The organism is Mycobacterium kyorinense, from assembly GCF_001672775.1.
Classification (GTDB): domain Bacteria; phylum Actinomycetota; class Actinomycetes; order Mycobacteriales; family Mycobacteriaceae; genus Mycobacterium; species Mycobacterium kyorinense_A.
This window is the reverse complement of the sequence record NZ_LZKJ01000197.1, coordinates 57,024-69,015: the sequence shown is the minus strand read 5'-3', so window position 1 is coordinate 69,015 and position 11,992 is coordinate 57,024. Positions and strand designations below refer to the sequence as shown.

Genomic DNA, 11,992 nt, shown 5'->3' with positions numbered 1-11,992 from the left:
TCAGAGGTCGATGACGACGTCAATCTCTTGGCTACCCGGCTGCGGAGTCTGGGTGCGGGCCAGCCGAACCCGGCCCCGATACGTGCCGCTTCGAAGGTCCGGCCAGCTGACACCCACCCGAAATCGCTTGGCGTACACGCGCAGGATCGCGGGCACAAACACGACGAACTGATTCGGAATCACACACGACGGTGCGCCGTCCAACACGAACGGCTTGGCAACGGAAAGCACTCTCTCGCATTCATTGTCAGGATCGACGTCGATGAAATCCGACAGCTCGAGGTCCGCAGCCGACTGCGGAAAACACACCGATTGCGGAGCCATTTCCAACCCCGCGGTCAGAGCAAGATTGACTAGGCGCCGCGCTGACTTGGTCCACTGGGCTCCGCCGAAGGATTCGGCTTTGATCTGCTCGTTGGCCTCCAGCACCACGGCACTCGCCTGGTTGATGAAACGCCGTGAGATTTCGGCCCACTCCGTGATGCGCGACGGATTAGGTAACGGACTGGTCATTTGTCATCCTTGTGAGCCGGGCCGGTGTCCGCGCCGCGCAGCCGCTCCAGATAACGCCAGGGATCGGTCGCCAGCCGGGCCGCCAGGTCGGTGGTGTACGTCATCGTCTCGGCGATCGGCATCGCACCGCTTGCCCACTTACTCGCCAATGCCGCACTCGTTGCCGACATGTCGTCGATGCACTTGTTGACCAGCTCGACCGCCAGCGCCACAGCCCGCTGAGCGGGGTCCGTGTCGTCTGCCGGCTGCCTCGGTTTGTCGGAGCCCGGCGTGGCGCCGGGCCCAGCCGGCGCTATCGACGCTTCCCACGGCGTCCAGCCCACCCCGCCGTCGGCCTTTCGCTTTGCGACTCCGTCGATCAGCATCTCCAGGCCTTGGTTGCCGTAGCCCATCACGCACGCATACATCGCAGCGGGAGCCCAGCCCAGGTTGCGGAAGCCCGCAACCTTGCGGGTGCGCACCCGCACGCCGTCCTGGGCGGAGTTGCCGACCGTGGACGTCATTCTGATGAAGCCTTCGTCGACCACCATCCACCCGTCGCCCTTTTCGCCGGGCGCCGGATCGTCGTCGAGCTCGTAGTCGACCCACGCCGAGGGTTGCGGCAGCTGCTCGCCCTTCCAGTACTTCAGTGGCGTCACCATCTGGGCTCCAGGGACGTGACAGATGGTGCTGACATGTTCGAGCACCCGGCTCCATCCGTCGTTGCGCTTGACCTCTCCCGTCATCAAGCAGAAGAACGGCAAGCACTTGTCCCAGTTCAGCGGGTCGATGACAGCCTTCAGGTCGTCGAGCGACACATCTGTTCGGGCGAAGTCGGTGGTCAGCACGACGCACGGGTAGCCGTGAACCCACTTGAACTTGCGCTGGCACAGCGGAACGGCGGCCACCACACTGCCGATCAGCCCGCGCTGCTCGCCCAGATACATGACGTGCGGCCAGTCGTCAGGGCTGTTGAACTCACTTCGCAGCAGGTCAAGCAGGTCACCGCCGGGGGTGCCGATGCTCTCCAGCGCCCGCGCGAACAGCGGGTCGTACTCGCTCGGCGGATACTTCTGCGGCAAGTGACTGAGGGCCCCGATCGCGTAGAGCATGCGAGACTTCTGCACCGCAGTCAGCGGCTCGGGTCGGGCTTCTGCGCCCCTGGCGTACTGCACTCCCGGCTGCAACTCGGCTTCAGGCATCGCCGTCGGCTCGGCTCGGCCTTGCAGAACGGTCAACGCCTGACTCAGATCCGGGGTGGGGGGTGCTTCCACGGTGCGGGGCACAAGGCTGCTCTGGAAGCCGAGCAATTCGTCGTACCAGCCGGCGTTTTTCCCCGTGGTACCGGGGAGATAGCGCTCGACGATGGCTTCGGTATGCGCGTCGCCGGTCTCGGTGACCGCTTGATCGAGCGCGCCGTACAGCGCGAGGAGAGATTGAGCGGTCGTCGGCGTGTCGGTCGTCGCCATCTGGGTCTCCCGTCCCCGGGTTTTCCCAGGTAGTTTAGCGTTGCGTCGATCGATCCACCGGGTTCTCGTGCAGAGGAATCGACGGAAAAGCGCCGCGTTCCGGCCACCTCGCGACCTAGCATTGGCTACTTGCCACACACGGCCGGGAGGCAGCGGTGACGAATCGGGGCTTCGGCGACGACGGCACCATTGACGACCTGCCGTGGGCATCGGTTTTCGATCCCGCGGCTAACGCGCGTGCGCTCAGTGCCATTCAGGCCGAAGGGCTTCGGGCCGCCAGCCGGATCGTCGATCGCGTCGTCCGGGCAGTCGGCTCGGAGGAGAACGGACAGCCCAGCGCCGAAGCGAGCAACGGAAAGACGTTGGCGGCCGCAGGCACTGACACCCTCGGGCCGGCCGGCCTGCCGGAATTCGAACGACTGACGCGGGCGTGGTGGTCGATGGTTGGCCAGCTCCTGCTTCGATCGATACCGCCCACGCCGGCGGCCCGCGGTGTGCTGGCCCTTGACCTGAACAACCCCGACGCGCACGGTGTTTTGGCGCTGGAGGCCGCCGTTGCCGGCTCGGCCGGCACCGAGATCTGGTTGCACAACCGCGGGCCCGCAGACCACGCGGACGTCCGGCTGCAGTGCAGTGATCTGCTCGGTCACGACGGCGACGTGATCTCGGCCGATGCAGTGCGCATCGACACCGCGGTCGTACCGATGCCCCGTCGGTCCAGTCGCGGTGTTGTCGTCACGGTCGACGTGAGCTCACAGGTGCGGCCCGGCGTCTATCGCGGCACCCTGGTGGCCAGCGGTCACCCCGACCTTTGGCTGCCTGTGGTGCTGACCGTCCGACTGCCCGACACATGACCAGCACCGCCGATCGCACCCAATTGGTGTCGGGCGTCGACGAGCGGCTGCGCGAGGTTGCCAAGCTGGTCCGCCGGTCGATGCTCGACGCGATGCCCGACGGCGAACCCAGCCAATGGCTCTACGCGCCGATGCGCGAGTATCCGTCCCGCCCGGGCAAGGCGTTGCGACCCGCGCTGTGCCTGTCGGCCGGCCGCGCGTTCGGCGCGGACTCGGACGAACTGCTGGGTCTGGCGGTGACAATTGAATTGCTGCACAACGCATTTCTGGTGCACGACGATGTTGCCGACGGCAGTGAAATGCGCCGCGGCAGACCGACTCTGGCGGCCACGCACGGAATAGCCGCAGCGCTGAATGCCGGCGATGCGTTGGCGGTGGTGGCCGGGCAGGTGCTGCGGCGGGCGACCCGGCGGCTCGACCGCGACCTAGCCGAGTTGGTGTGGGCCGAGTTCGACACCATGGCGATGCGCACCCTGGAAGGGCAGGCGCTCGAGGTGGGCTGGCAGCTGGACAAGGTCGAGGATCTGCGGCCGGACGACTACCTGCATCTGATCATGCACAAGACCTGCTGGTACACCACCATCCATCCGCTGCGGGTGGGTGCGATGGTGGGCTCTCGCGGCACAGCGCACCTCGATCCGCTGGTGCGGTTCGGGTTTCATTTCGGTGCGGCTTTCCAGATCCGTGACGACTTGTTAAACCTGGTCGGCGACGAACGGGTTTACGGCAAGGAGATTCTCGGCGACCTCTACGAAGGCAAGCGGACCCTGCCGCTGGTTCATCTACTGTCCGTCGCCGACGGCCGCGACCTCGAAGTGGTGCGAGATTACTTGCACCTCAGTCGATCTGAGCGATCGACTGAGTTGGTGCACCGAGTGCGCACCCTGATGGACAGCTACGGCAGCATCGCATACACCAGCGAGTTCGCCGAGGGCATTCTGTTGGTCGCCGAGGAGTATTTCGAGCAGGCGTTCGCCGACGCGAAACCCGGCCCCGACTTGGACTTCCTGCGGGCGCTGGTGCCCTATGTATGGGCCCGGTGGCGCTAGGTTGGCGGCGACCCGCGGCGCTCGGCTGCGCCGAGTTTGCGATCGCCGCTAGGGTGAGCGCCGTGGCCGAGACGGCGCCGCTGCGCGTGCAATTGATCGCCAAGACCGAGTTCTTGGCGCCGCCGGACGTGCCATGGAGCACCGACGCCGACGGCGGTCAGGGGCTGGTCGAATTCGCCGGCCGGGCCTGCTACCAGAGCTGGTCAAAGCCCAACCCCAAGACCGCGACCAACGCCGGCTACCTCCAGCACATCATCGACGTCGGGCATTTGTCGGTGCTCGAGCACGCCAGCGTGTCCTTCTACATCACCGGCATCTCCCGATCGTGCACCCACGAGCTGATCCGCCACCGGCACTTCTCCTATTCGCAGCTGTCGCAGCGCTACGTGCCCGAAAAGAACGCACAGGTCGTGATCCCGCCCGGCATCGAAGACGACCCGGAGCTGCAGCAGATCGTGGCTCGGGCCGCCGACACCAGCCGGGCCGTCTACACCGAACTGCTGGCCAAGCTGGAAGCCAAGTTCGCCGACCAGCCCAATGCGGTCTTGCGGCGCAAACAGGCCCGTCAAGCCGCCCGCGCGGTGCTGCCCAGCGCCACCGAAACCCGCATCGTGGTCACCGGCAACTACCGGGCCTGGCGGCACTTCGTCGCGGTGCGGGCCAGCGAGCACGCCGATGTGGAGATCCGGCGGCTGGCCATCGCCTGCCTGCGGGAACTAGCCGGGGTTGCGCCGACCGTCTTCGCCGACTTCCAGATCACCACGTTGGCCGACGGGACAGAGGTGGCGACCAGTCCGCTGGCTACTGAAGCCTGAGACAGCGCTGACGTGCGAGAGGCTTGTACCCGGCGGGTAATCTAGAAGCCGTGAGCACAGCCGGCTTCGACGCGCGGACGCGCCTGGGCACCGTCCTGACCGCGATGGTGACGCCGTTCGGTTCGGACGGCTCGGTGGACACCGTGGCGGCCGCACGACTGGCCAACCACCTCGTCGACGCCGGTTGTGACGGTCTGGTGCTGTCCGGCACCACCGGTGAGTCGCCCACCACTGCCGACTACGAGAAGCTCACGCTGCTGCGGGCGGTGTTGGAAGCGGTCGGTGATCGTGCCCGTGTCATCGCCGGCGCAGGCAGCAATGACACCGAGCACAGCGTCCGGCTGGCCGAGGCGTGCGCGGGCGTGGGCGCCCACGGGCTGCTGGTCGTCACGCCGTACTACTCGAGGCCGTCGCAGGCCGGGTTGTTGGCGCACTTCACCGCCGTCGCCGACGCCACCGCCCTGCCGGTCGTGCTCTACGACATCCCGCCGCGGTCGGTGGTGCCGATCCAGCCCGACACCATCCGCGCGTTGGCATCTCACCCCAACATCGTCGGCATCAAAGACGCCAAGGGTGATCTGCATGCCGGCGCGCAGCTGATGGCCGAAACCGGGCTGGCCTATTACTCCGGCGACGATGCGCTGAACCTGCCGTGGCTGGCGATGGGCGCGACCGGCTTCATCAGCGTGATCTCTCACTTCGCGGCAGGGCAACTGCGAGACTTGTTGACTGCCTTCCAATCCGGGGATGTGGCCACTGCCCGCAAGATCAACGTCGCGCTCAGCCCACTGTGCGATGCGATGAGCCGGCTGGGCGGAGTGACGATGTCCAAGACGGGGCTGCGGTTGCAGGGCATCGAGGTCGGCGACCCCCGGCTGCCACAAGTGCCGGCCAGCCCGGAGCAAGTCGAGGCGTTGGCTGCCGACATGCGCGCGGCCTCAGTGCTCAGGTGACCCCCAAGTGGATCTAGAGCTTTCTCCGCCAGGACCGTTGACCACTGGCGGACTACGGGTTACTGCGCTGGGCGGGATCAGCGAAATCGGCCGCAACATGACGGTTTTCGAGCATCTCGGCCGACTGCTGATCATCGACTGCGGAGTCATGTTTCCCACCCACGACGAGCCCGCCGTCGATCTGATCCTGCCGGACCTGCGGCATATCGAAGAGCGACTCGACGAAGTCGAGGCGCTGGTGTTGACCCACGCCCACGAAGACCACATCGGGGCAATCCCGTTCCTGCTCAAGCTGCGCCCCGACATTCCGGTCGTCGGCTCGAAGTTCACCTTGGCCTTGGTCGCCGCGAAATGTCGTGAACACCAGCTCAAGCCGGTGTTCATCGAAGTCGCCGAGGGCATGCGTAGCACTCACGGGGTGTTCGAGTGCGAGTACTTCGCGGTCAACCATTCGATCCCCGATGCGCTGGCGATCGCGGTGCGCACGGGCGCGGGAACCGTTCTGCACACTGGTGACATCAAGCTCGACCAGTTGCCGCTCGACGGGCGCCCCACCGACCTGCCCGGTATGTCGCGGCTCGGTGCCGATGGGGTGGACCTGTTTCTGTGTGATTCGACCAACGCCGAGATTCCCGGCGTCGGGCCGTCGGAAAGCGAGGTCGGCCCGACGCTGCACCGGTTGATCCGCGGCGCCGAGGGCCGGGTGATCGTCGCGTGCTTTGCCTCCAACGTGGACCGGGTGCAGCAGATCATCGACGCGGCAGTGGCATTGGACCGGCGGGTGTCGTTCGTCGGGCGTTCCATGGTCCGCAACATGGGCATCGCCCGCGAGCTCGGGTTTTTGCGGGTGGACGACTCGAATCTGCTCGACATCGGGGCGGCGGAAATGATGCCACCCGAACGGGTGGTGTTGATTACCACCGGCACTCAGGGCGAGCCGATGTCAGCGCTGTCGCGGATGTCGCGTGGCGAACACCGCAGCATCACGCTGAGTGCCGACGACCTGATCATCTTGTCGTCGTCGCTGATACCGGGTAACGAAGAAGCCGTGTACGGAGTCATCGACGCCCTGTCGAAGATCGGCGCTCGCGTTGTCACCAATCAACAAGTGCGAGTGCATGTTTCGGGGCACGCTTACGCGGGTGAGTTGCTGTTCCTCTATAACGGGGTGCGGCCTCGCCAGGTCATGCCGGTACACGGGACCTGGCGAATGCTGCGCGCCAACGCCGCACTGGCTGCTCGCACCGGGGTGCCCGAGGAGTCGATCCTGTTGGCCGAGAACGGCGTGAGCGTCGATCTTGTGGCCGGCAAAGCCACCATCGCCGGTGCGGTGCCGGTCGGCAAGATGTTCGTCGACGGGCTGATCACCGGCGACGTCGGCGACATCACCCTGGGTGAACGGCTCATCCTGTCATCGGGCTTCGTCGCCGTCACCGTCGTGGTGCGCCGCGGCACCGGTCAGCCCGCCGCATTGCCGCACCTGTATTCGCGCGGATTCTCCGAAGACCCCAAGGCGCTCGAGCCCGCCGTGCGCAAGGTCGAGGCCGAACTGGAATCGCTGGCGGCCGAGAACGTCACCGACCCAGCCCGGATCGCCCAAGCGGTGCGGCGCACGGTCGGCAAGTGGGTGGGTGAAACCTACCGTCGCCAGCCGATGATCGTGCCGACGGTGCTGGAAATTTGAGCCGCAGACGCAATCTCAACGCTTCTCGGCGTACGCCGACCACTCGATCTGCGACGCGGCGAGGTTGCGGCCGGTCGGCTCGACGTAACGCCGGACCAGCTCTTCGGGCCCTACCTGCTCGATCAGCCGCCAACCGAACTGGTCGAGAAACGGCGCCACCTCGGTCGGCTGAAGCCCGAAGTGCCACAGTTGGCGACGCTGCCGAACCTTGCGGTACAACGACTTGGCGCCGTACAGGTTGGTGCCGTCGATGAAATCGGGCCGAACATAGGTGAACGCCAGCCGGCTACCCGATGCGACGGGTCGCAGTCCTGCCAGCGTGGCATGTACGGCGTTGGCGGTGAGATATTGCGTCACGCCCTCCCAGATGAAAAACGTCCGATAGTCGGTTCGATAGCCGACTCCGGCCAACACGGTGAGCAGGTCGTCATGCTCGAAGTCCACCGGCACCAACCGGACCGAGCGTGGTTGCTCGCCCAGCACCCGCTGTACCGCCGCCGCCTTGCGAGCGATGTTGACCGGCTGATCGACTTCGAAGACCGGGATCGCGGTGTACTGCGCCAAATGATAAGCGCGAGTGTCCAACCCGGCGCCAAGGACGACCACGGCGTCGATGCCCTCCAGCGCCTCGTCGAGCTTGTCGGCGATGTAGTGCTTACGGCAGGCGAGGTTGGTCCACAGTCCCGGGCCGCTGCGCTCCATGCCGGCCATCAGCAGTCGTCGCAGCGGCGCCGGGCGCAGCGCGGCGACCAGCCACCGCGTGGGTGCCGGCAGGAATCGGGCCGCCAAGTCGTCGTTGACCAACCGCTTGTCCGGCGGTTCGTGCTGTTCGATGGCCGCCAGCGCCAGCGGGCCGAAAGCGGTCTGGGCCGCGGGGTTTCGCGCCATCGCTAGCGCTTGTTCAAAAAGCCCGCGTCGACCGGCAGCGTGATCCCGGTGACGTAGCGGGCTTGGTCGGAAACCAGCCATGCCACCGCGTTCGCGATGTCATCGGGCTGCAACACCTGCACGGGCAACGCGTTGCCCATGTCCGGCGGTGCACCGGACTCGGCGACCAGATCGGCCAACCATCGGCGGGTGAACTCGTTGTTGATCATCGGGGTGTCGACACCGGACGGGTGCACCGAGTTGACCCGAATACTATGCGGCGCAAGGTGGTTGGCGTAGACGCGCATCAGGCCGACCAGGCCGTGCTTGGCGGCGGCATAGCCGATGGAACCGGCGTCGGCGCTGCCGATGCCCGAAAGCCCGGCGGCCGAACTGATCAAGACGATCGACCCGCCGTCGCCTTGGGAGATCATCGTCGGTATCGCGACTTCGACGGTGTGATGAGCTCCGGTGAGGTTGACATCGATGACGTCGCGCCAGCCGTCGGCGCCGGCCTGCATTGGTGCGATACCGGCGTTGGCGACCACGATGTCCAGCCGGCCGAGGTCATCGAGGCCCGCCTGCAGCGCGGCGGCCAATGAGTCGCGGTCGCGCACGTCACCTTGACGGGCCACGATGCGGGCTCCGGTGTCCTCGACCAGCTTGACCGTGGCGGCCAGATCGGCGGCGGTGGCCAGCGGATACGGCACGCTCGGGATTCGATCGCACAGGTCGACGGCGATGATGTCGGCGCCGTCGGCGGCCAGTCGCACCGCATGGGCGCGGCCCTGGCCGCGTGCGGCGCCCGTGATCAGCGCGACTTTGCCGGCGAGAGGACGGCCCATCAGGGACGTAGCTGACCCTTGGCCGGATCGCCGGCGACGACGGGTTGCAGCATCTTGATGTCGGGCGCACCGGCCAGATGCTCGCCGGCGTCCTTGAACATCGTCGCCATCGCAGGCGCGGTGCTGTGAGCTTTGAGCGCGTCTTCGTCGGCCCACTGCTCGACGAACACGAACGTTTCGCCCGATTGGTGCAGGGAGTACAGCTGGCAGCCCGGTTCGCCGTGCACGTCGGTGACCGCGCGGCTGAGGATGTCGCGGACGGTGTCGACCGACTCCGGCTTGACGGTGAGGGTGGCGACGACGACGACGGGCATGGTGGAAGCTCCTCGAGGTAGCTGACGTGACGGCTGTCACTCTACTCAGGCTTTCCGGCGGTCCAGGCGGCCAGGTTCGGGTTGCCAGTGTGGCGGATGGTGCAGATGGTGCATTTGCGACTAGGCTTGCCGGCATGGCGAGTAAGACCGTGGCCCGATCCGGCACCCGAACGAGCAGGTCAAAGGCCACGTCGCGGCGCGGCGGCCGGCCCGCGCGCCCAGCATCGCCACGGCGCCGGCCGTCGGCGCCGGCCAAGCGCCGCAACCCGTCGCTGGTTGCCACGGCCGGGCTGACCTGCGGGCGAGCGATGCGCGCCGGATGGCTGATGCTGGCCAAGGGCACCGGCAGCGCGGCGCGGTCGGTGGGCCGGGCCCGCGACATCGATCCGGGCCACCGCCGCGACGGCATCGCGCTGGCTCTGCTGGCGCTTGCCGTCGTCATCGCCGCCAGCTCGTGGTTCGATGCCGCCCGCCCGGTGGGGGCGTGGGTCGACTCGGTGTTGCGGACGTTCATCGGATCGGCCGTCGTGCTGCTGCCGGTGGTCACTGCCGCGGCGGCGGTGCTGCTGATGCGTACCGAGCCCGACCCGGATGCCCGGCCGCGGCTGGTGCTCGGTTCGGCAATGGTTGTGCTGCCGGTGCTGGGGCTGTGGCATCTGTGGGCCGGCTCACCGGGTGCGCCGCAGGCCCGCCAGCACGCGGCGGGCTTTATCGGGTTCGCCATCGGGGGACCGCTCTCGGACGGATTGAGCAAGTGGATTGCTGCGCCGCTGCTGTTCATCGCCGCACTGTTCGGCCTGCTGCTATTGACCGGCACCACGATTCGCGAGGTGCCCGACACGGTGCGCGCCATGTTCGGCACCCGGATGTTCGGCTACGACTATCCCGACGAGTCCGACTACGACGAGCCCGAAGCCGACGATGCTGTGCCGGAGGACTTTTCCGACGGCTACTACGACGACCCGGCGGCCTACGGCGACGACGAACCACAGGCCTGGCCGTCCCGCGACCAGCCCGTGGCCGCCGACGACACTCCAACCGTTCCGGAGCCTGCCGTCGCGCGCAGCCGGCGCAAACCCAAGCGCGAACCGCAGGTCACCGACCGGGTCGTCGAGGGACCGTACACGCTGCCGTCATTGAGTTTGCTGATCGCCGGCGACCCGCCGAAGCGGCGCAGCGCCGCCAACGAGCAGATGGTCGACGCGATCACGTCGGTGCTGCAGCAGTTCAAGGTCGACGCGGCGGTGACCGGTTGCACCCGGGGGCCCACTGTCACCCGCTACGAAGTCGAACTCGGTCCGGGCGTCAAGGTCGAGAAAATCACTGCGCTGCACCGCAATATCGCCTACGCGGTGGCCACCGAGAGTGTCCGGATGCTGGCCCCGATCCCCGGTAAATCCGCCGTCGGCATCGAGGTGCCCAACACCGACCGGGAAATGGTGCGACTGGCCGACGTGCTCACCGCACGCGAGACCCGTCGCGACCACCATCCGCTGGTCATCGGTCTGGGCAAGGACATCGAAGGCGACTTCATCAGCGCCAACCTGGCCAAGATGCCGCACCTGCTGGTGGCCGGCTCGACCGGATCCGGCAAGTCCAGCTTCGTCAACTCCATGCTGGTGTCGTTGCTGGCGCGGGCCACCCCCGAGGAGGTCAGGATGATCCTGATCGACCCGAAGATGGTGGAACTCACGCCGTATGAAGGCATTCCGCACCTGATCACCCCGATCATCACTCAGCCCAAGAAGGCGGCCGCGGCGCTGGCGTGGCTGGTCGAGGAGATGGAGCAGCGCTACCAGGACATGCAGGCCTCCCGGGTGCGCCACATCGACGACTTCAACGACAAGGTGCGCTCCGGTGCCATCACCGCGCCGTTGGGCAGCCAGCGCGAGTACCGGCCCTACCCGTATGTGGTGGCCATCGTCGACGAGCTGGCCGATTTGATGATGACCGCCCCCCGCGACGTCGAGGACGCGATCGTGCGGATCACCCAGAAGGCCCGCGCGGCCGGTATCCATCTGGTGCTGGCCACCCAGCGGCCGTCGGTCGACGTGGTCACCGGCCTGATCAAGACCAACGTGCCGTCGCGGCTGGCGTTCGCCACGTCGTCGCTGACCGACTCCCGGGTGATCCTGGACCAGGCGGGTGCCGAGAAGCTGATCGGGATGGGCGACGGTCTGTTCCTGCCGATGGGGGCGGGCAAACCGCTCCGCCTGCAGGGGGCGTTCATCACCGACGAGGAGATCCACGCCGTCGTCGCCGCGTGCAAGGAGCAAGCCGAACCCGAGTACACCGACGGCGTCACCACCGCCAAGCCCACCGGGGAGCGCAAGGATGTCGACCCCGACATCGGCGACGACATGGACGTGTTCCTGCAGGCCGTCGAGCTGGTGGTGTCGAGCCAATTCGGCTCCACCTCGATGCTGCAGCGCAAACTGCGGGTGGGCTTTGCCAAGGCCGGCCGGTTGATGGACCTGATGGAGACCCGCGGCATCGTCGGGCCCTCCGAGGGGTCCAAGGCCCGAGAGGTGCTGGTCAAACCCGACGAGCTGGCCGCGACGCTGACGTCCATCCGCGGCGGCGGGGACGACGTCGGGGACGCCGACTGACGCCGAGGGACGCCGACTGGCGCCGAGCGGCGCCGAGCGTC

At 67.1% G+C, this 11,992-nt stretch carries 11 protein-coding genes; 6 read left to right on the top strand and 5 right to left on the bottom strand.

Annotated features, from left to right (window positions below):
• Both A5707_RS21075 and A5707_RS21070 read right to left on the bottom strand, forming a co-directional pair.
• On the bottom strand, positions 1-513 hold the full coding sequence (locus A5707_RS21075; protein WP_065016362.1) for a hypothetical protein: 513 nt from the start codon (positions 511-513) through the stop codon (positions 1-3).
• Positions 510-1,961 (bottom strand): hypothetical protein, encoded by a 1,452-nt coding sequence (locus tag A5707_RS21070; RefSeq protein ID WP_065016361.1) that lies wholly within the window; start codon positions 1,959-1,961, stop codon positions 510-512. The genes A5707_RS21075 and A5707_RS21070 overlap by 4 nt, the downstream gene beginning before the upstream one ends.
• Positions 1,962-2,116: 155 nt before the next feature.
• Between A5707_RS21070 and A5707_RS21065 the strand changes: the two genes are divergently transcribed.
• The 5 genes from A5707_RS21065 (at position 2,117) to A5707_RS21045 (ending at position 7,316) form a co-directional block, all read left to right on the top strand.
• Positions 2,117-2,815, top strand: a complete 699-nt coding sequence (locus A5707_RS21065) for a hypothetical protein (protein ID WP_065016360.1) — start codon at positions 2,117-2,119, stop codon at positions 2,813-2,815.
• Positions 2,812-3,864 (top strand): polyprenyl synthetase family protein, encoded by a 1,053-nt coding sequence (locus A5707_RS21060; RefSeq protein ID WP_065016359.1) that lies wholly within the window; start codon positions 2,812-2,814, stop codon positions 3,862-3,864. Before A5707_RS21065 ends, A5707_RS21060 begins: the two co-directional genes overlap by 4 nt.
• A gap of 62 nt (positions 3,865-3,926) precedes the next feature.
• Positions 3,927-4,679 (top strand): FAD-dependent thymidylate synthase, encoded by a 753-nt coding sequence (gene thyX / locus A5707_RS21055; RefSeq protein ID WP_065016416.1) that lies wholly within the window; start codon positions 3,927-3,929, stop codon positions 4,677-4,679.
• 50 nt (positions 4,680-4,729) lie between these two features.
• Entirely contained in the window at positions 4,730-5,632 is a 903-nt protein-coding gene (gene dapA / locus A5707_RS21050; protein WP_065016358.1) for a 4-hydroxy-tetrahydrodipicolinate synthase, read from the top strand.
• Between the two features lie 7 nt (positions 5,633-5,639).
• Positions 5,640-7,316, top strand: a complete 1,677-nt coding sequence (locus tag A5707_RS21045; RefSeq protein ID WP_065016357.1) for a ribonuclease J — start codon at positions 5,640-5,642, stop codon at positions 7,314-7,316.
• A gap of 15 nt (positions 7,317-7,331) precedes the next feature.
• Here the strand turns inward: A5707_RS21045 and A5707_RS21040 are convergent, their stop codons facing one another.
• From A5707_RS21040 to A5707_RS21030, 3 genes are read right to left on the bottom strand one after another with little or no spacing between them, the layout of a single operon-like run.
• Positions 7,332-8,204 carry an SAM-dependent methyltransferase gene (locus tag A5707_RS21040; protein WP_065016356.1) on the bottom strand — a complete coding sequence of 291 codons (873 nt, stop codon included), beginning with the start codon at positions 8,202-8,204 and terminating at the stop codon, positions 7,332-7,334.
• Positions 8,205-8,206: 2 nt separating this feature from the next.
• Positions 8,207-9,031: a mycofactocin-coupled SDR family oxidoreductase gene (locus A5707_RS21035; protein WP_197495397.1), complete on the bottom strand. Its 825-nt coding sequence runs from the start codon at positions 9,029-9,031 to the stop codon at positions 8,207-8,209.
• Positions 9,028-9,342, bottom strand: coding sequence for a putative quinol monooxygenase (locus A5707_RS21030; RefSeq protein ID WP_065016354.1), 315 nt, complete (start codon positions 9,340-9,342; stop codon positions 9,028-9,030). The genes A5707_RS21035 and A5707_RS21030 overlap by 4 nt, the downstream gene beginning before the upstream one ends.
• Before the next feature lie 134 nt (positions 9,343-9,476).
• On the opposite strand from A5707_RS21030, the gene A5707_RS21025 reads away from it, so the two are divergent.
• Entirely contained in the window at positions 9,477-11,951 is a 2,475-nt protein-coding gene (locus tag A5707_RS21025; protein ID WP_082969604.1) for an FtsK/SpoIIIE family DNA translocase, read from the top strand.
• The last annotated feature ends 41 nt before the right edge of the window (positions 11,952-11,992 follow it).